The organism is Butyricicoccus sp. AM27-36 (genome assembly GCF_003480945.1).
Lineage (GTDB): Bacteria > Bacillota > Clostridia > Oscillospirales > Butyricicoccaceae > Agathobaculum > Agathobaculum butyriciproducens.
In genome coordinates, this window is record NZ_QUJR01000009.1 from 118,534 (window position 1) to 140,409 (window position 21,876).

The 21,876-nt window shown below is 53.6% G+C and carries 24 protein-coding genes; 13 read left to right on the forward strand and 11 right to left on the reverse strand.

What is annotated here, in order from left to right:
• Positions 1-129: 129 nt before the first annotated feature.
• From DW724_RS12355 to DW724_RS12365, 3 genes are all read left to right on the forward strand, one after another.
• Positions 130-996, forward strand: a complete 867-nt coding sequence (locus tag DW724_RS12355; RefSeq protein ID WP_110435903.1) for an AraC family transcriptional regulator — start codon at positions 130-132, stop codon at positions 994-996.
• A 156-nt stretch (positions 997-1,152) separates the two neighbouring features.
• A complete protein-coding gene (locus tag DW724_RS12360; protein WP_118761698.1) occupies positions 1,153-2,541 on the forward strand; it encodes an MATE family efflux transporter in 1,389 nt (462 codons plus the stop codon).
• Between the two features lie 269 nt (positions 2,542-2,810).
• Positions 2,811-3,053: an HPr family phosphocarrier protein gene (locus DW724_RS12365; protein WP_118361231.1), complete on the forward strand. Its 243-nt coding sequence runs from the start codon at positions 2,811-2,813 to the stop codon at positions 3,051-3,053.
• Positions 3,054-3,353: 300 nt separating this feature from the next.
• Here the strand turns inward: DW724_RS12365 and carB are convergent, their stop codons facing one another.
• The 4 genes from carB to pyrR form a co-directional block, all read right to left on the reverse strand.
• Positions 3,354-6,539, reverse strand: a complete 3,186-nt coding sequence (gene carB / locus DW724_RS12370) for a carbamoyl-phosphate synthase large subunit (RefSeq protein WP_118761699.1) — start codon at positions 6,537-6,539, stop codon at positions 3,354-3,356.
• A complete protein-coding gene (locus DW724_RS12375) occupies positions 6,539-7,633 on the reverse strand; it encodes a carbamoyl phosphate synthase small subunit (protein WP_117489272.1) in 1,095 nt (364 codons plus the stop codon). The genes carB and DW724_RS12375 overlap by 1 nt, the downstream gene beginning before the upstream one ends.
• A gap of 214 nt (positions 7,634-7,847) precedes the next feature.
• A complete protein-coding gene (pyrF, locus tag DW724_RS12380) occupies positions 7,848-8,765 on the reverse strand; it encodes an orotidine-5'-phosphate decarboxylase (protein ID WP_117489270.1) in 918 nt (305 codons plus the stop codon).
• A gap of 32 nt (positions 8,766-8,797) precedes the next feature.
• Positions 8,798-9,328 carry a bifunctional pyr operon transcriptional regulator/uracil phosphoribosyltransferase PyrR gene (gene pyrR, locus DW724_RS12385; RefSeq protein WP_117489267.1) on the reverse strand — a complete coding sequence of 177 codons (531 nt, stop codon included), beginning with the start codon at positions 9,326-9,328 and terminating at the stop codon, positions 8,798-8,800.
• Positions 9,329-9,629: 301 nt separating this feature from the next.
• On the opposite strand from pyrR, the gene DW724_RS12390 reads away from it, so the two are divergent.
• The 5 genes from DW724_RS12390 to DW724_RS12410 all read left to right on the forward strand — a co-directional run bounded on the left by DW724_RS12390 (position 9,630) and on the right by DW724_RS12410 (position 12,694).
• Positions 9,630-9,812 carry a hypothetical protein gene (locus DW724_RS12390; protein ID WP_110435910.1) on the forward strand — a complete coding sequence of 61 codons (183 nt, stop codon included), beginning with the start codon at positions 9,630-9,632 and terminating at the stop codon, positions 9,810-9,812.
• Between the two features lie 794 nt (positions 9,813-10,606).
• Positions 10,607-11,158, forward strand: coding sequence for a cysteine hydrolase family protein (locus DW724_RS12395; RefSeq protein ID WP_118761700.1), 552 nt, complete (start codon positions 10,607-10,609; stop codon positions 11,156-11,158).
• Complete coding sequence (locus tag DW724_RS12400) at positions 11,155-11,415, forward strand: TIGR04076 family protein (protein WP_117489263.1); 261 nt, start codon at positions 11,155-11,157, stop codon at positions 11,413-11,415. Before DW724_RS12395 ends, DW724_RS12400 begins: the two co-directional genes overlap by 4 nt.
• A gap of 25 nt (positions 11,416-11,440) precedes the next feature.
• A complete protein-coding gene (locus DW724_RS12405; protein ID WP_118761701.1) occupies positions 11,441-12,262 on the forward strand; it encodes a 4Fe-4S binding protein in 822 nt (273 codons plus the stop codon).
• An 81-nt stretch (positions 12,263-12,343) separates the two neighbouring features.
• Positions 12,344-12,694 (forward strand): cupin domain-containing protein, encoded by a 351-nt coding sequence (locus DW724_RS12410; protein WP_117489259.1) that lies wholly within the window; start codon positions 12,344-12,346, stop codon positions 12,692-12,694.
• A 44-nt stretch (positions 12,695-12,738) separates the two neighbouring features.
• Here DW724_RS12410 and DW724_RS12415 read toward each other — a convergent pair whose 3' ends face one another.
• Positions 12,739-13,416, reverse strand: coding sequence for a prepilin-type N-terminal cleavage/methylation domain-containing protein (locus DW724_RS12415; protein WP_118761702.1), 678 nt, complete (start codon positions 13,414-13,416; stop codon positions 12,739-12,741).
• 416 nt (positions 13,417-13,832) lie between these two features.
• Here DW724_RS12415 and DW724_RS12420 point away from each other — a divergent pair, with 416 nt between their 5' ends.
• Positions 13,833-14,021, forward strand: a complete 189-nt coding sequence (locus DW724_RS12420; RefSeq protein ID WP_118361219.1) for a hypothetical protein — start codon at positions 13,833-13,835, stop codon at positions 14,019-14,021.
• Positions 14,022-14,085: 64 nt separating this feature from the next.
• Here DW724_RS12420 and spoVAE read toward each other — a convergent pair whose 3' ends face one another.
• From spoVAE to DW724_RS12445, 5 genes are all read right to left on the reverse strand, one after another.
• On the reverse strand, positions 14,086-14,442 hold the full coding sequence (gene spoVAE / locus DW724_RS12425; protein ID WP_110435916.1) for a stage V sporulation protein AE: 357 nt from the start codon (positions 14,440-14,442) through the stop codon (positions 14,086-14,088).
• Positions 14,439-14,876: a hypothetical protein gene (locus tag DW724_RS12430; RefSeq protein ID WP_243022721.1), complete on the reverse strand. Its 438-nt coding sequence runs from the start codon at positions 14,874-14,876 to the stop codon at positions 14,439-14,441. Before DW724_RS12430 ends, spoVAE begins: the two co-directional genes overlap by 4 nt.
• On the reverse strand, positions 14,860-16,518 hold the full coding sequence (locus DW724_RS12435; RefSeq protein ID WP_118761703.1) for a recombinase family protein: 1,659 nt from the start codon (positions 16,516-16,518) through the stop codon (positions 14,860-14,862). The genes DW724_RS12430 and DW724_RS12435 overlap by 17 nt, the downstream gene beginning before the upstream one ends.
• Before the next feature lie 112 nt (positions 16,519-16,630).
• On the reverse strand, positions 16,631-16,846 hold the full coding sequence (locus DW724_RS12440; protein WP_118480667.1) for a DUF6870 family protein: 216 nt from the start codon (positions 16,844-16,846) through the stop codon (positions 16,631-16,633).
• Between the two features lie 170 nt (positions 16,847-17,016).
• Positions 17,017-17,511 (reverse strand): hypothetical protein, encoded by a 495-nt coding sequence (locus DW724_RS12445; protein ID WP_118761704.1) that lies wholly within the window; start codon positions 17,509-17,511, stop codon positions 17,017-17,019.
• Here DW724_RS12445 and DW724_RS12450 point away from each other — a divergent pair.
• The 3 genes from DW724_RS12450 to DW724_RS12460 all read left to right on the forward strand — a co-directional run bounded on the left by DW724_RS12450 (position 17,498) and on the right by DW724_RS12460 (position 20,389).
• Positions 17,498-17,842, forward strand: coding sequence for a hypothetical protein (locus DW724_RS12450; RefSeq protein ID WP_158580333.1), 345 nt, complete (start codon positions 17,498-17,500; stop codon positions 17,840-17,842). The genes DW724_RS12445 and DW724_RS12450 overlap by 14 nt on opposite strands.
• The gene (locus DW724_RS15660) at positions 17,832-18,002 is read left to right on the forward strand and encodes a hypothetical protein (protein WP_158575191.1); all 171 of its coding nucleotides are present in this window, start codon (positions 17,832-17,834) and stop codon (positions 18,000-18,002) included. Before DW724_RS12450 ends, DW724_RS15660 begins: the two co-directional genes overlap by 11 nt.
• 1,301 nt (positions 18,003-19,303) lie before the next feature.
• Complete coding sequence (locus DW724_RS12460) at positions 19,304-20,389, forward strand: HipA protein (protein ID WP_118761707.1); 1,086 nt, start codon at positions 19,304-19,306, stop codon at positions 20,387-20,389.
• 133 nt (positions 20,390-20,522) lie between these two features.
• Here the strand turns inward: DW724_RS12460 and DW724_RS12465 are convergent, their stop codons facing one another.
• Complete coding sequence (locus tag DW724_RS12465) at positions 20,523-21,092, reverse strand: recombinase family protein (protein WP_118761708.1); 570 nt, start codon at positions 21,090-21,092, stop codon at positions 20,523-20,525.
• Between the two features lie 55 nt (positions 21,093-21,147).
• Here DW724_RS12465 and DW724_RS12470 point away from each other — a divergent pair, with 55 nt between their 5' ends.
• Positions 21,148-21,810, forward strand: a complete 663-nt coding sequence (locus tag DW724_RS12470; protein ID WP_158580335.1) for an HI0074 family nucleotidyltransferase substrate-binding subunit — start codon at positions 21,148-21,150, stop codon at positions 21,808-21,810.
• Positions 21,811-21,876: the final 66 nt, after the last annotated feature.

Consider the following 21,876-nt stretch of genomic DNA (forward strand, 5'->3'; position numbering starts at 1 on the left):
GGCTCTATTATAAAGCGTTTCTGCCGTCTTGCCAATGATACAAATTACCCTAAACCTGCGAAATCCTGCTATTCGCTATTGCATCAAACGGATACTTCTGATAGGATAGAGGCAAGGAGAGTGACCGCTATGCTGATTCCCGAATTAGGTGTCCATCAGACCTCGGAACGGTACTTTTTTACGCCGTCTTCGCTTGCAAAGGAGCTTTTTTATTACCCGACGCGGCTCGGACATTACTTCTGCAGCAGCCGGTATTCCTTCAATCATCGGTCGGAAATCGCCCTGCAGGGTGATCACAACCAAAATATCATGCTGTTTTTTGTGCATGATGGCGCAATGGAGCTGACGCTGAACGGTACGCCTGCCATCGCCGGAGCCGGACAGATCGTGCTGTTCGACTGCCGTGAGCCATACAGCTATGCCGCCTCGGACGGACTGGAGTTCACCTGGCTGCTGTTCAACGGCCTGAATGCCCGCGCGTTCTATCAGAAAATCCTGCAGGCACGCGGCCGCAGGGCATTTTCGCCGGCCGCACCGGCGGAGATTGCGCAAATGCTGGATTCTCTGCGGAGCGCCTGCGCCGAGGACGCGCGGCTGAGCGAGGCACGGTGCTCACAGCTGATCCACAGGCTGCTGTGCCTGCTCCTGCTGGACGAGACCACCGAGAGCACCGCAGGCGGCGACCGTATTGCACAGGCCATCCGCTATATGAACCGGCATTTGTTCGAGCCGATCGGCGTGCAGGACGCGGCAGCAGCCGTCAGCCTGAGTCCATCGCATTTCTCACGGCAGTTCAAGGCGCGGACCGGCTATTCACCGTATGAGTATATCGTGCTGCGCCGCATTGATAAGGCGAAGTATATGCTGGCGTCCACCGAATTGTCGGTCAAAGAAATCGCCTACGCGACCGGCTACAACAGCGAGGAGAATTTCATTCACAGCTTCCGCAAGAACGTCGGTGTTGCACCGGGAATCTTTCGGAAGTATCCGGTCTAACCGCTTGACAAGTGTGAAAAACGCTGATAAAATAAAGCAGTCGAGTAGCAGAAGTGCGTAAATCCAGATGGATTTACGCACTTTTTCTTTTGTGAAAAAGACAGGTTGTGGCAGCTTTCCGTAAAGACTCCGAAAATCCAATCAGGAGGTTTCGATATGGATCGGAACAAGGCAGAAAAACGAATGGCGACCGCGCCGGTAGGACGGCTCATGCTGCAGATGGGCACACCGATGATACTATCCATGATGCTGCAGGCAGTCTACAACATTGTGGACAGCTATTTTGTGGCAAACATGGCGGAAAACGGTGAAATCGCGGTCAACGCGCTGACACTTGCGTTTCCGGTGCAGATGATGATGGTCGCCGTCGGCATCGGCACCGGTGTCGGCGCAAATGCGCTTATTGCGCGTGCGCTTGGTCAGGGTGACCGGGAGAAGGCGGGGGCAGCGGCAGGCAATGCGCTGACGCTCATGGGGATTATTTATGCGGTGTGCCTGCTGTTCGGCGCGTTCGGTGCGGGTGCGTACATCGGCTCGCAGACGAGCGACCCGACCGCTCTGGCGATGGGCAGTCAGTACCTGCGCATCTGCTGTATGGCATCGTTCGGCATTCTGTTCTTCTCGGTGTTTGAGAAAACCCTGCAGGCGACCGGCCGTTCGCTTTATTCTACAATCGCACAGGTGACAGGCGCACTGACGAACATCGTGCTTGACCCAATCATGATCTACGGTCTGCTCGGCTGTCCGAAACTGGGCGTGGCAGGTGCGGCATGGGCGACCGTGCTCGGTCAGATTGCGTCTCTGGCTCTGGCGGCCGTGTTCCATTTCCGGCTGAACAGGGAACTGCCGTTCAGCCGCAAGGCTCTGTGCCTGCGCCGCAGTATCGTCGGCGAGATTTACTCCATCGGCGTACCGGCCATCATAGCACAGGGCGCGATGAGCGTGATGAATTATTGTGTCAATCTGATTTTCGGCAGTCTGGACAGTTCGTATGTCACCGCTTATGGCATTGTGTACAAAATTCAGCAGTTCGTTTTGTTCGCGGCGTTCGGTCTGCGTGACGCGATTACGCCGATTGTGTCGTTCAGCTACGGCATGCAGAATGCGAAACGCATCCGTGAGGGCGTGCGCTGCGGTCTGATGTACACCATCGTTCTCATGCTGGTTTGCACTGCGGCTGTAGAAATTCTGGCGCAGCCGCTGGCAGGTATTTTCTCACTGTCCGCAGGCACGATGGGCTTGTGCGTGACCGGTCTGCGCGTGCTGGCGGTCAGCTTTGTATTCGCAGGTGCAAACATTGCCATACAGGGCGTGTTCCAGGCCACCGAGGGCGGTGTGCAGTCGCTGCTCGTGTCGCTGCTGCGCCAGCTGATTTTTGTACTGCCGGCGGCATGGCTGTTCGCGCACCTGCTGCCGGCCGGCGTGTGGCTGGCGTTCCCCATCGCGGAGGTGCTGACCGCAGTAATCGCCGCCGTGCTGTTGCTGCATACCGCAGGGAAAGGCCGCCTGTCACAGCGGGATCACGCTGTTTCACTGGGTAAGTAAAATCCTGCCTGACAGAATATACGATTTTCTGTACAGCTTTTTGTCGCTTCTCACGAATCATCCGACCGAGAGACTCGACACTGTGCACAAACATATAGCCTATAATCTGTGAATAGTGCCTAATTAATTGAGAAATTGTGCTTATGTTAAGCGAAAAACGCTGAAAAATGAGAAAATCTACAAAAACCTCTTTTCTTTCTGCTGTTTTATGCTATAATGAAACTAACATAAAAGGGTTTCACGAAGTACAATCTCAGGAGGTAGTTATTATGACCAGAGGTATCCGTGTAAAGAATACGGACGACATTCAGAAGATCAACAAGATCGTAACTCGTTACGGTTTTGATATTTGGATTCACGGCAAGAGCGGTATGGTAGACGCAAAGAGCCTGCTCGGTATGTTCCTGCTGTCCCTGAACGAGCCGCTTCAGATCGTTCTCGAGGACGATGTTGATCCGACCGCACTGTTCAAGGATCTTGAGGATTACCTGGAGATCGACGACGAGGACTAATTTTTCTCGTACAACAGCATAATAAAAAGCAGTCGATTTTGGGCACCCTCCACAAAGAAGATGCCCCAAGACAGCTTTTGCATCTCAATTTAACATTTTTCGGAACGGTGTAGTCTTATTGACTGCACCGTTTCTGTTTTCTTACGCTATACAAGAGACTGGAATGATTTTTCTATTTCCTCCGTCACGGTTCAGGATGCTGTTCATACGGCGCCTCTATTCCGGCGGATTATAAAACCCGAAGGGAGAAACTTCTTTACGAAGTTCCTCCCTTCGGGTTTCTGTTTTATTTCACTGCAATCAGATGGTGTTGATATCAACCATTTCGCAGTTTTCAATCTTAATATCGCCTTCCAGGCAGCGCAGCAGCGCGGAAACCGTATCCATCGAGGTCAGGCACGGGATTGCACGCTCTACCGCGGTACGGCGGATGTGTACCGAGCCAAGCTCCGGATGACGGCCCTTGACCGAGGTGGCAACAACGTAGTCAATCTTGCCGGACTCGATCAGGTCGATGATGTTCGGGGACGGCTCATCCACATTGCGGATGGCGTTAGTGGCGACCATGTGGCGGTTGAGCACGTTTGCGGTGCCGCTGGTAGCGTAAATATCAAAGCCGAGAGCCTCGAAGCGCTCACCGATGCGGATTGCCTCCTGCTTGTCCGAATCACGGACCGAGATCAGGACAGCGCCCTTTTTCTTCATCTGGAAGCCTGCGCCGGTCAGACCCTTGAGCAGTGCCTCGCGGAAGGTCTTGGCAACGCCGAGCACCTCGCCGGTAGACTTCATCTCAGGGCCAAGCTGGGTATCCAGATCACGCAGCTTCTGGAACGAGAATACCGGAACCTTGACCGCATAGTGGTCGCTTTCCGGATGCAGACCGGTGCCGCAGCCCATGTCCTTCAGCTTTTCACCGAACATGCAGCGGGTAGCCAGATCGACCATCGGCACGCCGGTAACCTTGGAGATGTATGGCACGGTACGGGACGAACGCGGGTTTACCTCGATAACATAGATCTGATCGTTGTACAGAACGAACTGGATGTTGACCAGACCGAGAACAGCGAGGTTCTTTGCCAGAGCCTCGGTGTACTTAACGAGGGTGTCCTTGTGCTTCTGCTCGATGTTGATGGACGGATAGATGGAGATAGAGTCGCCGGAGTGAACGCCTGCGCGCTCGAAGTGCTCCATGATACCCGGGATGAGGATGTCGTCGCCGTCACAGATGGCATCGACCTCGATCTCGCGGCCCATCATGTACTTATCGACCAGAACCGGGTTTTCAACCTTGTTGCGGGTGATAACCTGCATGAACTCACGGACATCGGCCTCCTTGTAGGCAATCTCCATGCCCTGACCGCCCAGAACGTAGGACGGACGAACGAGAACCGGATAGCCAAGCTCGTCAGCCGCCTTGACAGCCTCCTCCTCGGTCATAACCGTGTGGCCTGCCGGACGCGGGATACCGCACTTTTCGAGGATAACGTCGAACTTTTCACGGTCCTCAGCGGCGTCAATCGACCATGCCGGCGTGCCGAGGATCGGAACGCCCAGCTTCTCAAGGTGCGCCGCAAGGTTGATGGCGGTCTGGCCGCCGAACTGTACGATAGCGTAATCCGGCTTCTCTGCTTCAACAACACCGGTAACGTCCTCGGGCGTCAGCGGCTCGAAGTACAGACGGTCAGCGGTATCAAAGTCAGTGGAAACAGTCTCCGGGTTGTTGTTGATGATAACGGTCTCGCAGCCGAGCTTCTGCAGTGCCCAGACAGCGTGAACCGAGCAGTAGTCGAACTCGATGCCCTGACCGATTCGGATCGGGCCGGAACCAAGTACCAGAACCTTCTTCTTGCCGGACGGAGGTGCAACCTCGGTCTCCTCATCATAGGTGGAGTAGTAATACGGGGTCTCTGCCTCGAACTCGGCGGCGCAGGTATCAACCATCTTGTATACCGGCAGACGCTTAACATCCGAAATGTCCTTGCCGGACAGCTGCTCGATGGTCTTGTCGAGGAAGCCCATCTTCTTGGCGCGGATGTACAGATCGGAGTCGATCTTGTCAGCTGCAGCCAGTTCCTTCTCCATGTCGATGATGTTCTGGAACTTGTGCAGGAAGAACACGTCCATCGTGGTGATGTCGTGAATCTCCTCAATGGTCATGATGCCGCGGCGCAGAGCCTCGCAGATGTGGAACAGACGCTGATCGTCTGTGCGTGCCACGCCCTTCTTAATCTCGGCGTCAGACTGCTTCTGGATGTGCGGGGCGATCATGCTGTCCAGCTTGATCTCACAGCCGCGAACGGCCTTCATCAGTGCGCCCTCAAAGCTGTTGTCGATGGCCATAACCTCACCGGTGGCCTTCATCTGGGTGCCAAGGGTGTTGTCCGCGTAAACGAACTTGTCAAACGGCCAGCGCGGGAACTTGACAACGCAGTAGTCGAGGGTCGGCTCGAAGCATGCCTTGGTCTTGCCGGTAACGGCGTTGGAGATCTCATCCAGGCCATAGCCGACTGCAATCTTTGCGGTTACCTTTGCAATCGGGTAGCCGGTTGCCTTGGAGGCCAGTGCAGAGGAACGGGAAACACGCGGGTTTACCTCGATTACGGCGTACTCGAAGGATTCCGGATTGAGCGCGTACTGCACGTTGCAGCCGCCCTCGATGCCGAGCTCGGTGATGATGTTGAGTGCAGAGGTACGGAGCATCTGATATTCCTTGTCGCACAGGGTCTGCGACGGAGCGACTACGACAGAGTCGCCGGTGTGTACGCCGACCGGGTCAACGTTCTCCATGTTACAGATGGTGATGGCGTTGCCCTTGTGGTCGCGCATTACCTCGTACTCGATTTCCTTCCAGCCTGCGATGCACTTCTCGACCAGAATCTCGTCAACACGCGAGTACATGATGCCGGAGGCCGCAATTTCGCGCAGCTGCTCCCAGGTGTAGGCGATGCCGCCGCCGGTGCCGCCGAGCGTGTACGCCGGACGGATGATGACCGGCAGACCGATCTCACGGGTGAAATCAACCGCATCCTCAACCGAGTGAACAACCTTGGAGGCGATGATCGGCTCGCCGATCTTCTCCATGGTGTCCTTGAACATCTGGCGGTCCTCTGCCTTTGCGATGGTAGTCGGATTAGCGCCGAGCAGCTTTACGCCCATTTTATCGAGGAAACCGTTCTCGCACAGCTCCATGGCGAGGTTCAGACCGGTCTGACCGCCGAGGTTGGGCAGCAGAGAGTCCGGATGTTCCTTTTTGATGATCTCCTGAACGGCTTCGACGGTCATCGGCTCGATGTAAACCTTGTCCGCCATAGCCTTGTCGGTCATGATGGTTGCCGGGTTGGAGTTTACCAGAACAACCTCCAGACCCTCCTCGCGCAGTGCGCGGCACGCCTGCGTGCCTGCATAGTCGAACTCGGCAGCCTGACCGATAACGATCGGGCCGGAGCCCAGTACCATTACCTTATGAATATCCTTGCGCAGCGGCATTACTGAGCGCCTCCTTTCGACTTTTCAATATTTTCGATGAACTTATCAAACAGATACGAGGTATCCATCGGGCCGGGGCATACCTCCGGGTGATACTGCACGGTGAATACCGGACGGCCGATGTGCTCGAGGCCCTCAACGGTGCCGTCGTTCAGGTTGACATAGCGCACGCGGGCGATCTGCGGGTCAACCGACTCGCCTACAACGGCATAGCCGTGGTTCTGCGAGGTGATGTAGGTGCGGTCTGCGTCGATGTCCTTTACCGGATGGTTGACACCGCGGTGACCGTACTTCAGCTTGGTGGTCTTTGCGTCGATAGCCAGTGCCAGCAGCTGGTGACCGAGGCAGATGCCGAAGATCGGCATATCGGACTTCAGCAGCTCCTTGAGGTTTGCTACGATCTCGACATTCTCCGCCGGGTCGCCGGGGCCATTGGACAGCATCACGCCGTCGTACTTGCCGACTACGTCCTCCGGCTTGGTGTATGCCGGAACAACGGTGACTTCGCAGCCGCGCTTGCACAGCTCGCGCTCAATGTTGTACTTTACGCCGTAATCGAACAGGGCAATGCGGTACTTGGTCTCGCCGTCAGCGGGATAAACGATATTCTCGTCGCAGGTTACGGTCTTAACCGCATCCTTTACAACGTAAGCCTTCATTTCCGCAATGGTCTGCTCATCCGGCTCAAAGCCCTCGGTGTAAATAACGCCGTTCATAACGCCCTCGCCTCGCAGCTTGCGGGTCAGACGGCGGGTATCAATGCCGGCCAGACCGACAACCTTCTGCGCCTTGAGGTACTCGTCGAGTGTTACCTTGCAGCGCCAGTTGGACGGGTATTCGCACATCTCGCGCATGATAAAGCCGGAAACCCAGCTTTTGCGGGACTCGTAGTCGTCAAAGTTGATGCCGTAGTTGCCGATGAGCGGGTAGGTCATGGTAACGACCTGACCGTAGTAGGACGGGTCGGTCAGAACCTCCTGATAGCCTGCCATGCCGGTGTTGAATACGACCTCACCGATGCTCTGTCCTTCGTAGCCGACTGCGGTACCCTCGAACAGAGTGCCGTCCGCCAGCAGTAAGTATGCTTTTTTCACTATATCCACACGCTCCTTAATTCTTCGATTGAAACCACGGTTTCAATCGAGGGGACATACCGCGCTGAAAGCGCGGATATGTCCAGAACTGCACAAAGTTCCGACGAGCGAAACTTTGCTCCGTACTTGTATAAAAACCTTGATACATGCTCCAGGTTTTTATGAATTTGCAAGGCAAATTCTATTTTAATGCGCGCCGATGGCGCGGTTTATATTATTTAATCGCCGCTACGATGTCATCGCGCATACGGATGGCTTCTGCGCGGGCAGCTTCCTTGTAATCCTCGCCGTTGTTACCGGTTTTCTTCCATGCACACATGATGCCGCGGGAGGAGTTTACGATAGCACCGAGACCGTCGTCGTTAAACGCATTGGCGATGTCCTTTGCGGTTGCGCCCTGCGCGCCGTAGCCCGGCACGAGGAAGTAGGACTTCGGCAGCAGCTCACGGATGATCTTCTGCTCCTCGGGATAGGTTGCGCCGACTACGGCACCGATCTGGTTGTAGCCGCACGGCGTATCCAGACCCTCGCCCCACTTTGCTACCATCTCCGCCATGCGGGCGTAGAGCGGCTTGCCCTCCATGTCGCGGTTCTGCAGCTCGCCGGAGGACGGGTTAGAGGTCTTTACCAGCATAAACAGGCTCTTCTCGCGGCTGCGGCACTCCTTGAGGAACGGCTCTACACCGTCGGTGCCGAGATAGCCGTTTACGGTAACCGAATCGCAGCCGTACGGTGCGATCTCGGTATCGCCGACGCGGGTCTTGCCGAGGTAAGCCTCTGCGTAAGCGGTTGCGGTCGCGCCGATGTCGTTGCGCTTGATATCGCCAATAACGTACATGCCCTTGGCGTGTGCGTAGTCGATGGTCTCCTTGAGCGCCATCGCACCGTAGGAGCCGAGCAGCTCGTAATACGCAGCCTGCGGCTTTACGGCCGGAACAATGTCGCACAGTGCGTCGATCAGGCCACAGTTGAAGGCTACGACGCTCTCAGCGGCAGCACGCAGCGTTTCGCCGTGCAGCATCATGTTGCGTCCCGAAATATGCTGCGGGATGTACTCCAGTCGAGCGTCCAGGCCGGCTACGGTCGGGTTGCCCTTTTCCTTGATCTTTTCTACTAAGGTTTGGATAGACATTCGGTTCTTCCTTTCTCAGGTGCGATGTTGTTTTACGGATTGCGAGCTTGTATGTTTACACTGTCTTCGCCGTCCACTTCGGTCAGGCGGACAAAAACGCGTTCATCACGCGCGGTAGGCAGGTTTTTGCCGATATAATCCGGCCGCAGCGGCAGTTCGCGGTGACCGCGATCGACCAGCACAGCCAGCTGTATGCGCTCGGCGCGTCCTCGGTGAGAGATGGCTTCGATGGCGGCACGTACGGTGCGTCCGGTGTACAGCACATCGTCCACGATGATGACGGTCGCGCCTGCAATACGCGGATCGAGATCGGGCAGAGGAGCGTCCGTGCGCGGCACGTCATCGCGCCACGGCGTAACGTCCAGCTCGAGCACAGGAGGTGCCGTGCCTTCAACCTCGCCCAGCTTGGCAGCAATGCGCTGCGCCAGATAGATACCACGTGTTTTCACACCGGCGAGCAGCAGGTGCTCCGCGCCCTTGTTTTTCTCTACGATTTCGAACGCGATGCGGGTCAGTGCACGGCGAATGCCATCCTGATCGAGTATGATCTTCGGTTCGGTCAATCTGCCGCCTCCCTTCAAAAATGCAAAAAAATGACTCTCCGCCACAACAATTAGCAGAAAGCCGCACGAAATACTACACCTGTCCCCCTTTGTCTTACGGCTGACGGCGTATGCACTGTTTTCTGCCTTGCGCGGCTCACGGGCCGCACCTTAAAGGCGGATTGTTAGATATATTATATAATATGAACATGCGATTGTAAATAGTCGATTGTGCCAAACAAGCAATTTTTTGCTGTGTAAAATTTGAGGGACGAGCGGGCATACTGAGTCTATAAACTTTATGAAAGGCGGTAGATCTTTTATGCGAATTTCACCTTTTGTTTCCGGCATTGCAACCGGAGCGATGGCAGGCGCGGTGGTTTCAATGGTAGCGGCCGGCGCGATGCTGAATCCGTCGATGCGGCGGAATGCCAAGCACGCGGCGCATAAGGCGGAGCATGCGATGCACAGGGCGGCAGACCGGGTGGAGGATTTCATCGGGTAAAGAGGTTCGCCATTCCTGGGCGAGAGATTTCGCACGCTGCGGCGTGCGGGGAACGTGCGCCGTCCGGCGCGGGAACAAAAAGGGTAGACACCTACGGTTTCTACCCTCTTTGAACACCCGTTTCCCTTGTGGCGTAGCTTGGGTGCAGATGGTAGACTGCGTGAGCGTAGAAAAGGTGAACGGCAGAGGATTTTTACTACAGTGTCTTTCGCAACCTGTTCGCAGTGTCAGATACATTACTGCTACACAGACAGGAAAGTCTTCGCAGGCGCAACATGACCGTGTTGCGCAATTCGTGAGCACGTTATTATAGACAGCACCTGCGAAAATAAATGGCACCGAACACCTAAATTCGCAGGTGCAGTGCGTTATAACGTGCCAAAGAGTTGTGCGGCACTGCTATCCCCCAGGGGACCTTCTCTTGCCCTTCGGGCAATTCACCTTGTGCCGCGCTCTGCGTAGATGAACCCGCATGCGTAGCAGTAATTTATCTGTGAACTGCGAAAAGGCGGGGAAAGACACGCAACGGCAACCCGACTGCCGTTTTCCATTTTCGCAGCGGTCACCGTTCTCCGGTCTGCGCCAGACTATCCAAGGGAAAAGGGGAGATTCATAAGAGGGTGGAAAACCGCAGGTTGTCTACCCTCTTGTGCGCCTGCGCGGCGTCAGCGCAGTTCACCTCGCTTCGCAAGCGGCAATCCACCGGTTAGCACTCGCTAAAAAACGAAAATGCATGGAAAACCCCATCAAACAATGCTATACTATAACCACTACACAAAGGAGAACCATAATTTATGAAAATTCTTATCGTAGTGGATATGCAGAAGGATTTTATCAGCGGTCCTCTCGGTACGGCTGAAGCGCGCGCCATCGTGCCCTATGTGGCAGAGAAGGCAAAAAATGCACCGCGTGAGAATCTGTTCGTCACGTTGGATACCCACCAGCCGAACTACATGGAGACGAACGAAGGGCGTCATCTGCCGGTGCCGCACTGCATCGAAGGAACGGAAGGCCATGCGCTGGATGATGCCATTGCTGTCGCTGTGGATGGCATTCCGGCGTCCCGCATCATCTGCAAGTCGACCTTCGGCGCGGTGGCACTTGTGGACGCGCTGCGCGCTCTGCACGAGCCGCCGGAGGAGATCGAATTTGTCGGCGTATGCACTGGCATTTGCGTGATTTCCAACGCCATGCTGTGCAAGGCAGCATTCCCGGAGGCAAACATCGTAATCGACGCGGCACTGTGCGCGTGCGTCACGCCGGAGTCGCACGATACCGCGCTGAACGCGATGCGTCTGTGCCAGATGGAAATTCTGCATCAGGGTAAGGAGCCGTGGCGCAAATGAGCAGACCCAAGATCAAAATTACGCTGATCGATCGAAAAGGCAAGCACGGCTGTCACCGCGGGCACAAAATCGGCGACAGCTTCGACTTCGACACCGAGCGCGGGCAGCTTTGCCCGATGGCGATGCACGTTGCGTTCCCATACATCGACATTCTGCGTTACGGCGGCCATCTTCCCGGGCAGGAGGACGGCACGGCGGTGTTTTGCTGCCCCGATGTGGACACGATCAACGTATTCCGTATTGAAATTGTAGAATAAGCGTAAAGCGGAGGACGAAAAGGATATGGATATCAAAAAAGTTACGGGTGTGTATTTCAGTCCGGCAGGAAGCACAAAGACCGTTGTTGAAACAACGGTGGATGAACTGGCGCGTCTGTTTAAGGCAGAGTGCCGGTACATATCACTCAACACGCCGTCTGACCGTGCGCAGGAGTATCAGTTTGCCCCGGATGAGTTGGTGGTATTCGGCTGTCCGGTGTATGCCGGTCGGCTGCCGAACAAGATTTCGCCGGACTTTGCTCGCTGCCTGCACGGTGAGGGTACACCGGCGGTGGCACTTGTCACCTACGGCGGCAGAGCGTATGACAACGCGCTTGCCGAAATGTACGAGCTGCTGACAAAAAACAACTTCAAACCGGCGGCAGGCGGCGCTTTTTTGTGCCGACATGTATTCTCGGACAAGCTGGCGGCAGACCGTCCGGACGCGGCTGACCTCAGTGAGCTGCGTATGCTGGCTCAGGGTGCGGCGCTCAAGCTGAGAAGCGAGGGAGAGATCAAGCCGCCGAAGGTGCCGGGTGACGCGCAGGCAGCCTACTACACGCCGCTCAAGACCGACAAAACGCCCGCAAAGTTCCTCAAGGCCAAGCCGAGCACGATGATGATGCTGTGTGAGCACTGCGGTCTGTGCGCGAAAATCTGCCCGATGGGTGCGATTGACCCGAACGACCCGTCTAATATTCCGGGCACCTGTATTAAATGCTGTGCCTGCACGACTTACTGCCCGAGCGGTGCAAAGAAATTCGATGATCCGGATTTCCTGTCGCACACGGCTATGCTCGAGCAATTCCGCACCGAAGCGCGCAAGGAAAATTCGATTTTCCTGTAAATGTTGTGCGGACAACAGAAATCGGCGGCTTGGCGTGGTATACTGTCAGCATAAAGCAAACGACAGGAAAGAGGAGAAGCTATGGACAAGTTCATCCGCAATATCGACCACGAGAGCGTTGTAAGGCTCGCCGAGCTGGTTTCCGTTCAGTCGGGACAGGTGGTCAGCAAGACACTGGCGCAGAACAAGGCGGTCAGCATTACGCTGTTCGCGTTTGACAAGGGCGAGGAGATCGGCACGCACGACTCCACCGGCGACGCAATGGTGACCGTGCTCGAGGGCACCGGACGCTTTACGGTCGGTGGTGTGCCGCATATCGTCAAGGCTGGCGAAACGCTGGTCATGCCCGCCAAGGTGCCGCACGCCGTTTACGGCGAAGAGGCGTTCAAGTGGGTGCTGACCGTTGTGTTCCCGGATGGGTTTGAGGCATAATATCATATGGTAAAAGAAATCCCCGCCGAGTGGCGGGGGTTTTTTTAGTTGTATGAAGGTTCTTCAATACCGAGCATAGCGCGAATACCGGCGCAAGACCACATCCATTTCTCTGGTAGAGGATTAGTATCGGAATTGGGATCGTAATCAAAAGCGGCAGCATAATACACAGAGTTGAAATAGGCGCCAAGCGCATCTGTTTGTATTATTAGGCCGCCAGCAGATTCTTCACCGATTTTATATGCAGCATATTGCTGGGTGTCACGGAAGTATACACCGATGTATCCACGTCCCGAATTGTAAACCAATGCATGAATTTTTGCGTTACTGGTAATAAAAGCAAAGAAATAGCCAGTACCATCCTGCAAACTAGAAACTTCGGAGAGCTTAACAATCTCATTATACCGTTGTTGTGCATCGGGAAGAACAGCAGAACCGACACAAGCGGTGCCGTTTTTACTTGCCAGAGTTTTGTGTGCGCCGGTTCCTTGGGCAGTGGAACTGGTTTTCCAATCGATATTGGAGGCATAAATTTCCGTCATTTCCGTTTGAATCGCCTCATGCAGCATGCGGGTTTCCGCGATGACCTGATCCTTTTTTGCCTTATCAATATATCCTGTCAGTGCCGGAATGAGCAGCGCCGCGAGGATCGCCAGAATCACCAGCACGACGATCAACTCCACGAGCGTGAAGCCGCGTTTTTTGTTTTTGGAGTACAGCATTTGAAAAAGTTTCTCCTTCCCAATTGCGGGATAAAGTTCGTCTTTCTTAGTATACTCGAAAATATGCAATAAAGCAAGGAGATAGATACAGATAAAGTGCACAAAAATAAAGGGTTCTTGCCAAAAACATAAAAAAGAAATTGGTTAAATTGGAGAAAGTGTTTTGTAAAGCCGCAGAAACATTGAGATTTACAGCGGGATGTGATAAAATAATATCAACCTGATAAAAAAGAATCACCTGCAGAGACAGGCGATGAGCAGGTTTGCACCGCGTATACAGACGCAGGTGCGCGAGCGGCAGATACCGACGGATTGCAGCCGGTCGGTTAGTGCCGCAGCTTTCGGCAGACGGAAGCAGGAGAGAGAAATGAAGAGAGAGTATTGGGTTACGGAAATGAAGAAATGGGGCATTGAAAATGCAAATCTATGACTGGGTCAGCATAGGCGTATTGTTCGTTCTCGGTATCTTGTTCTATTTCCGACCGGCATGGCTGTTGGGTGAAGACCGGCAGCAGGCCGATGGCGCGGTAAGCAAGGTACGCACTGTCAGCGCGGCTGCGGTGGTATGCGCCATGATAATGACCGTGATCTGCGTAATCGGATAAAGAAAGAATTGGCTGCAAAAACACTCCCGCTTGGAAGGTGGATTCCGAGCGGGAGTGTTATTTTTTACGACTTTGATTGCGGTCTGGACAGCAACGCGAACAGACAGCCGAACACGATCGCGGCGGCAATGCCGCCTGCCGCACCGGTCACGCCGCCGGTGAACACGCCGAGCAGGCCGCTTTCCGCAACTGCTTTGGCAACGCCTTTCGCCAGCGAGTATCCGAAGCCGAGCAGCGGCACAGTCGCGCCTGCACCTGCGTAGTCCACGACTGCCTGATACCAGCCGAGCCCCTGCAGGATAACACCGAGCACCACCAGCGAAACGAGAATACGCGCCGGTGTCAGCTTGGTTTTGTCAATCAGCACCTGACACAGCGCACAGATCAGTCCGCCGACCCAGAAAGCGTTCAGGTAGTTCATGCTTCGCTCCTTTCCAACACGACGGCGTGGCAGATACCTGCAATCGGCTGTCCCTGCTGTACCGAGGTCGGACTCATCATCGCACCTGTGCCCGCAAACACCAGCCGGTGGATTTTGCCGCGATGCATATCGCGCAGCAGCGGTCCGCAGAGAACCGCCGCTGAGCAGCCGCAGCCCGAGCCGCCTGCATGCGCGTCCTGCTCGTCACCAAAAATCAGGCTGCCGCAGTCCGAGTAGACAGGGGACAGGTCGATGCTGTCACCGCGCAGCAGCGTCAGCAGCAGGTCCGCACCGATGTGACCGAGGTCGCCGGTAACGATGCAGTCAAAGTCCCGCGGCTCGGCACCCAAATCCTCCAGCAGTGCGGAAAGGGTGTCGGCAGCAGCGGGGGAAGATGTTATTTTAGGACTATGTGCCTTATGCGGTCTGACCATGCTTGCGGATATACTCCTGCGCGACTGCATAGGCGTCCGAAAACTTAAACTTTATCGTGATTTTTCCGCCCTCATGCACATAAATCATGTCAATCAGTTCGACTACGACTTCGCGCGTCAGACTGGGCAGATTGCGATATTTTACGAATTGTGATACAAACGAATTGGTTTCGTCCACGCCGCTCTGCACCTCGTCAATGCGCGCTTGCAGGGACGCAAGACGTGTGTCCAGTTTGGCCTGCTGCTGCTCAAACTGCTCTTTCAGCCGATGGTATTCCTCACGCGAAATATCTCCGGCTTTCCAGTCCGGATACAGGGACAGCTTCATCTGCTCGATGCGTTCGCGCTCGGTTTCAAGCTGTGCCCGCTCGTCAAGCAGAGGCTTAACGGAACGGTTTCGCGTGCCGCTGCGGTTTATCTCGGCAATCAGCTCATCCATCTCGACCGCCAGAGCAATCTGGTGACGGAGCGTTTCCAATACTGCCTGCTCCAGCCGGTCGCTGCGGATGGTATGCTTCGTGCAGGCGCCGCTGTGCTGCTTTTTGAACGTCGAGCAGATATAGTAGTAATAGTCGCGATGCGGCTGAGAAATCAGCTTTCGATTCATTGCCTTGCCGCAGTCCGCGCAGCGAAGAAAACCGGAGAACAGGTAGACTTTGGGCTGTGTTGGTGAGGTGCGCGTATCACGGGCGAACAGGGATTGCGCTTTGGCGAACAGCTCGCTTGAGATGATAGCCTCGTGTGTCTGCTCGACAGTGATCCAGTCCTCCTCGGGCACGGCCTCGCTGACATGCAGCTTGTAGCTTTTCATGCGGTTTTTGCCCTGCACCATAGTGCCGGTATAGAGAGGATTGCGCAGGATACGGCGAACCGAACTGTCCGGCCACAGATCGTCCAGCTTGTCCGAGGCCGGATGGCGGTAGTTCATGCCCTGCTGCCGTTTGTAGGCAGATGGATTCGGAATGCCCTTAGCATTCAGCTTTTTGGCAATACCGAGTACGCTCGTTCCGGCGAGAAACCAGTTGAAAATGTCGCGGACAACGGCGGCAGCCGGCTCGTCAATCAGCAGCCGGCTGTGGTCGTTCGGGTCTTTGCGGTAGCCGTAGGACGCAAATGAGCCGATAAATTTGCCCTGCCGGCGCTTGAGATCGAGCGAAGCGCGGACTTTATTGGAGATATCGTGCGCGTACTCGTCATTGAGGATGTTGCGGAACGGCACGATCAGGCTGTCCGCCGAGCGCGGGTCGGCAACGCTGTCGATGCGCTCGCTCAGCGCGATGAACCGCACGTTCAGCAGCGGAAACGTGTGCTCAAGGTACTCGCCGACCTTGACGTAGTTGCGTCCCAGTCGGGACAGATCCTTGACGATCACGCAGTTGACGATGCCGGCGCGCAGGTCGTGCATCATGCGTCGAAAATCCGGCCGGTCGAAGTCGGTGCCGGTATAGCCGTCATCAACGTACAGCCGGGACGCGGTCATGTCGGTTTGCGTATCTGCAAACTCGGTCAGCAGCTCGCGCTGACTGATGATGCTGTTGCTCTCCTCGCTGTCGCCGTCCTCGCGGGAAAGACGGATATAGAGCGCAGGTTTCCACAGGACTGTGGATAACTTTTGGGGTTCGTATTTACTTTTTCGTGCCATTGAGTGCCTCCTAAAAAACGGACGGCACGCCGCAGGCTGTGTTTTGCACGTATAGTGTATCACAGCATACGGCGTGCCGCAAGGCTTCGCTTCGGTTATCCGGCTTTTACCATCACTGGAGCCGCTTGCACAGGTTGGTCAGGCAGGATTGCAGACTGGGTGCGCCGTCATCAAACAGCACCTCAACCGCAGTGTCGCCTACGCGGAAGCGGTGTGGGTCGCTGACAGACGAGGCGAACAGGCGCAGGCGCTCGTTCACCGGCAGGGTCGGGTCGATGCGTGCCTCGCGGATGTCGGGCAGGGGACAGGTGGGTGTGGGCTTGAACATAAGGGTTGACCTCCTTTGGTTTGTGTAGATGGTGGGTGCATTGTATATTCTTTCCATTGTTATACTATATATACAACAGTTCGGGATAACCGGATTTCGCCGTATCAGACACCTGCGGAACCGCGCCTGTATTGCGGCTCGATGCCGCAGGGGCTATACTAAAAATAGGCTTATTCGTATGCCTGCTGCTCGAAAAGGTCATACTTCTCGGCGTTGTCACGCAGCGTTTGTACGTCGCTCCGCAATATTCGCAGCAGAATGCGGCCCTTTTTATCTGTTCCCAGGTGACAGGTGTTGCTCTTTTCCTCCTGCAGCGTTAACACCCCGATGTCCTTTAGATAGTTGGTGATTTTGCGGCTGGAGAAGTCCTGATAGCCGTTTTGATTACGGATAAACTGAACAAGTGCGGTCGGTTTGATGCCAACTTCGACAGGTCTTCGGTGCTGGTCCTCCTTCCAGATGATCCCGTTCCGTTTGAAGAGGTTCGACTTTTTGCGGCACAGTTCAAACTCGTCGTGGTCGATTGCCTCGCAAAGGAGGAAAGCAATATTTCCCTCCTTGAACTGCGACTGCATTTTGGCGAATTCCTCCACCTGCTTGCGGACAGAGCAGTGAATGGCCTCCCAAAACTTTTCGTAGAGCGCATGCTCATTGATGGAAGGCAATTCCGGCGGTGCAGTCGCGATGATCGGTCTTGCCGGTTTTACCCTTCTTGTCATCGTGCGGTGGAGTGGCCCAGTGGTTATAGTGTTTGAGAAGTTCTGTAATAGCGCATTTGATTTTGAAAATGCTAATTTGTCAAAGAAAAAACTTCGGCATAAGATTGAACAGCAGATGACTGAATTTGCGGAATTCGTTGAAAACAGCAATTTTCCTGGGTACAAAAATAGGAATTTTCGTATTCTTACAGATTTTCTGACTGAGCCCGGAAAAAGAGAAGACTTGAACTCGGATGAGCTTCAGTTTCTCTATACGAGACTTGTTTTTGGGGACTGAAGAAGATATTACAAAAATTAACATGCGTAGCTATGATGATGAAGCTGACATGAAGTCTTACAAACTGCTGTTTAAAATTCGTGATGAAAATGATTACTTGTTTCAGGCGATCAGTAATATGGTGCATCTGCTGAGCCGTTCAGAGACGAGCGATAAATAGCATGATTATGAGAAAAAACTAATAAAGAAAATTACGGAGGATATCAATAATTGCTATCGGCGATTTGATAACGAACTACTGTATAAAGGTGTGCCTGTAAAGAAGAGAACAGTTTGCAGTAAGACAAGGTGTAACGCAGTTTTTTCGACACCATATATTTACCCTGTACTGCCATTGCTGTTCGTATTAAATGCCATATATAAAGTTAAGGGAGACGGGAATAAGCACGATAAAGCGGAACTGCTGAAGTACAATACCTCCTGCTCTTTAATAGATAATGTGTATGAAACTTTTGTCATAAGTGAAGCGTCAGAGCACTTGCTGGAGAGAGTAGAGGATGTACTGGTAAAACATCTGGTTCTGTATAAAGAACTGTATTTTACACTCGAAAAGATTGTTACTCTTTCATTCAGCACCGTATTACCCGCTGTATGGGAAGGAACGGGTGCTGTCTGAACATTACAAAAAGCTGGTTCATAAGTTTACAAATAATTGCCGAAAAGATGAAGACGAAGATAGAGAAGAAATGTTCGAGGATATCAAATGGGAAATTGTTAAGGAAATGCGTCCATGCCTAAAAAACGATATTCTGCGTTCTTTTACGCCTCGGAGTGCTATAGATTATCTGCCTGCTGATCTTGATCGAAAACCCAACGATGAATCAGATTTACTGCAGCAGAGGAATGAGAAAGAAGAGCGACATATGTTGAACTGCACCCCCATTTGTTAGACAGTATGATATACTATCTAACAGATGGAGTGATTTATTATGCCAAGAGGAAAAATGAACAAACGGGACACGCCAGAATTTAAGGCAACACCGCACAATTAAAGCAGCGGCGCTTTGCGGAAATTTTGTATTCTGATTTTGTTGCGATTTCTTGCAATACGGCAAGTATTGCTGCGAAACCGCGCCTCATCAGTACGCAAAATTTATTCGCAAATCGCTCTTGTTCAATTATGCGGTATTGCCTTAAGAAACTGGTCGTGCAAAACATGATGAAAGAAAAGTTGAGTTACTGCGAAACAGCGAGACGATTTGAAGTAAAGGGCCGGAGGCATTTGCCATAGAGCGCAGAGGACGCAGAAGATCTGCTAGCAGAAGTTCTGCGGCTACGCACGGAGAATGAATCCATGACACCAAGATCGCCATCCTCGTTCTTGATGAGGAAAACAGGTTTTTTGCGGAGTGGCACAATTTATCAATTACATTGTAGTTCTGGCGGATGCTATGCTACTTTTGCCATTCTGTGTTCAATATGCTATAATTACCTCACCAAAGTGCGAAAGGAGGGCGCCTTATGCGATACATCTTAATGAATAAAGACGAGCCGTGGGCATTGTTCTCCTGTATACAGGACGAATTTGGAGAGGAAAGCGCGGTTCTGCAGGAGTGGTACACCGAGCTGCGCCCGCTCGGTCTGCAATCGCTGACGGCGTGGCTTGAGAAGCGTAAGGCACCCAAGCACCGCAAGCACATTGAGCAGCTTCTGGAGCAGTACGGCTGCATCGGGCTGGAGGGCTTTCTTCGTGTGACGCATGCGCTGTCGCTCAACGATACGTTTTGGGTGAAAGAAGAGTCGGAAACGCTCGGCTGGGACAAGGTTTCCCTATATCGAAACGAGTTTGATGCCCTCATCGCGCAGGCGGCTTTCAGCGGCGTGATCAGCGTAGAGTCCCTGTCCTCCACCTCGCCGGAGTTCGGCACGGACGGCTATTACGCAAAATGCTGGGTGCGCGAATCGGACGGAATTTATCTCTACAAGGGCGGCAGCGACACCTATGAAATCGAGCCGCTGTCCGAGTTCCTTGCGTGTCAGCTTGCGGTATGTATTTGTCCACAGGTTGTGGATTACGATCTGGATTTCTACCATCATCGGCTGATTTCCAAGTGCCGTCTGTTTACCGATGAGCAGTACGGACTCATCAAAATCAGCGACTTTCCCAACCGCCCGACAACGGTTTCTGAGCTGCTGCGGCTATACGAGATGTTCGGCGCAGAGGACGCACTCCGCCGTATGTTCGTACTTGACGCGCTTATTCTCAACATCGACCGTCATCTCGGCAATTTCGGCTTCCTGTTCGACAATCAGACGATGGAAATTCAAAAGCCTGCGCCGGTCTTTGACCACAACCGCAGTCTACTGTTCGATCTGGACGAAGATCAGCTGGCCAATCCGGACTGGTACATCGGCAAGTGCCGTCCGCGTATCGGCGTGGATTTTATCAAGACAGCACGCGGCATGCTGACCGATGAAATTCGACAGGAGCTGAAAAATCTGGATGGCTTCCGCTTCATGCTGCATTCGGACATCGAATTGCCGGAGGAACGGCTGAATCGGCTGTTCGAAATCGTGGAGCGGCAGAGAAGAACGATTCTGGCATGACAGGGCTTTGCCGCATTTTTGGCCGGAAACATAGATTGAATACAAAAAAACAAATCCGCCGAACCTCGTGCTGTTTTGAGGTTCGGCGGTTAATGTTTAAGGTATAGCGGTAACTAAAGTATACAATGGAATCTTAGTTGTTTGCGGTTTGTTTCGATTTCGCACACCGCCGGTAAAACGTATTCGGCTTCAATCCGGTCTGCCGCATGGCCTCGGTCGCGGTGATCTCGCCGGTACGCCAGCGTGCAACCACTCGCTCGAAATTGTCCGGCAACGGCAGTGGCTTGCAACCGGTGTACTTGCCCTGTTCTTTCGCGATAGTAATTCCTTCGCACTGACGCTGGAGGATGCACTCGCGCTCTAGTTCTGTGACCGCCGCAAACACTGTCAGCATAGACTTACCGGTAGGTGTGGTGGTGTCGATAGCCTCTTTGCGGCTGACAAACTCGACTTCTTGCTCGGTCAGTCGTTCCACAAGATCAAGCAGGTCGCGTGTGTTGCGGGCAAAGCGGCTGATGGACTCGACAATAACCGTATCGCCGTGCCGGATGTATTCCATCATGCGGTTCAGCTCTGGACGGTCAGTGTTTTTGCCGCTGGCCTTGTCGATAAACAGTTCATCAACGCCGAGGTCGTGCGGCAGGACTTCCTGCCGAGCGGTATTTTGCTCCTCGGTGCTGACGCGGATATAGCCGATTTTCATGGTGTATCTCTCCTTTAAGTATGGTATAATAAAAATAATAAGGACGGTGACGCTGATGGATAAGACAATCGAACAGGTAAAACAGTTAGCGCACCGTTATGGAGTGCCGAAACTGATATTATTCGGTTCGCGTGCCCGCGGCGATCATCACGCCCGCAGTGATTATGATTTCGCGGTATGGGGCTGCACGCCGCAACAGCGTACACTATTCAGCGATGCAGTGGAAAATGATCTGGACTCGCTGTATTCGATTGATTTGGTGTTTGTCAGCGAACAAACCGATGCCGCATTGCTTCAAAATATAGAGAAGGACGGGATTTGCTTGCTGGACCGTTACAATATGAAATTCGAAAATCTCACCAATGCTGTTGAACGCTTACGCGAGGGTGTGCAAGCGTATCAAGAGAATCCGGCTAAAATCATTCGCGACGGTGTAATCCAGCGCTTTGAGTTCACCTGCGAGCTGGCGTGGAAAACCACACGCGAGTTTTTGCTCGACCAAGGTTTTACAGAGTTGAACAGTCCGAAAGCAACGATGCGTAAGGCGTTCTCGTATGGCCTGATTGACGATGAACAGGCGTGGATTGCACTGTTGAATGCTCGCAACCAGACCTCGCACCTTTATGATGATGCAACCGCACAGGAAATTTACTCTCAGATTGAGAGCGAGTTTGTGTCGCTGTTTGATAAACTTATCGAGCAGTTGAAACGTGGTTGATTGCAATAGGGTCGCCGTACATTCTGACATATTTCAAAAGTCCGAAAACGACCCTATTGACATAGT

Bases quoted from the DNA above. Each gene is read 5' to 3' on its own strand.
- DW724_RS12355 (WP_110435903.1), top strand. From the start codon at position 130: ATGCTGATTCCCGAATTAGGTGTCCATCAGACCTCGGAACGGTACTTT.
- DW724_RS12360 (WP_118761698.1), top strand. From the start codon at position 1,153: ATGGATCGGAACAAGGCAGAAAAACGAATGGCGACCGCGCCGGTAGGA.
- DW724_RS12365 (WP_118361231.1), top strand. From the start codon at position 2,811: ATGACCAGAGGTATCCGTGTAAAGAATACGGACGACATTCAGAAGATC.
- carB (WP_118761699.1), bottom strand. From the start codon at position 6,539: ATGCCGCTGCGCAAGGATATTCATAAGGTAATGGTACTGGGCTCCGGC.
- pyrF (WP_117489270.1), bottom strand. From the start codon at position 8,765: ATGTCTATCCAAACCTTAGTAGAAAAGATCAAGGAAAAGGGCAACCCG.
- DW724_RS12390 (WP_110435910.1), top strand. From the start codon at position 9,630: ATGCGAATTTCACCTTTTGTTTCCGGCATTGCAACCGGAGCGATGGCA.
- DW724_RS12395 (WP_118761700.1), top strand. From the start codon at position 10,607: ATGAAAATTCTTATCGTAGTGGATATGCAGAAGGATTTTATCAGCGGT.
- DW724_RS12400 (WP_117489263.1), top strand. From the start codon at position 11,155: ATGAGCAGACCCAAGATCAAAATTACGCTGATCGATCGAAAAGGCAAG.
- DW724_RS12405 (WP_118761701.1), top strand. From the start codon at position 11,441: ATGGATATCAAAAAAGTTACGGGTGTGTATTTCAGTCCGGCAGGAAGC.
- DW724_RS12410 (WP_117489259.1), top strand. From the start codon at position 12,344: ATGGACAAGTTCATCCGCAATATCGACCACGAGAGCGTTGTAAGGCTC.
- DW724_RS12415 (WP_118761702.1), bottom strand. From the start codon at position 13,416: ATGCTGTACTCCAAAAACAAAAAACGCGGCTTCACGCTCGTGGAGTTG.
- DW724_RS12420 (WP_118361219.1), top strand. From the start codon at position 13,833: ATGCAAATCTATGACTGGGTCAGCATAGGCGTATTGTTCGTTCTCGGT.
- spoVAE (WP_110435916.1), bottom strand. From the start codon at position 14,442: ATGAACTACCTGAACGCTTTCTGGGTCGGCGGACTGATCTGTGCGCTG.
- DW724_RS12430 (WP_243022721.1), bottom strand. From the start codon at position 14,876: ATGGTCAGACCGCATAAGGCACATAGTCCTAAAATAACATCTTCCCCC.
- DW724_RS12435 (WP_118761703.1), bottom strand. From the start codon at position 16,518: ATGGCACGAAAAAGTAAATACGAACCCCAAAAGTTATCCACAGTCCTG.
- DW724_RS12440 (WP_118480667.1), bottom strand. From the start codon at position 16,846: ATGTTCAAGCCCACACCCACCTGTCCCCTGCCCGACATCCGCGAGGCA.
- DW724_RS12460 (WP_118761707.1), top strand. From the start codon at position 19,304: ATGCGATACATCTTAATGAATAAAGACGAGCCGTGGGCATTGTTCTCC.
- DW724_RS12465 (WP_118761708.1), bottom strand. From the start codon at position 21,092: ATGAAAATCGGCTATATCCGCGTCAGCACCGAGGAGCAAAATACCGCT.
- DW724_RS12470 (WP_158580335.1), top strand. From the start codon at position 21,148: ATGGATAAGACAATCGAACAGGTAAAACAGTTAGCGCACCGTTATGGA.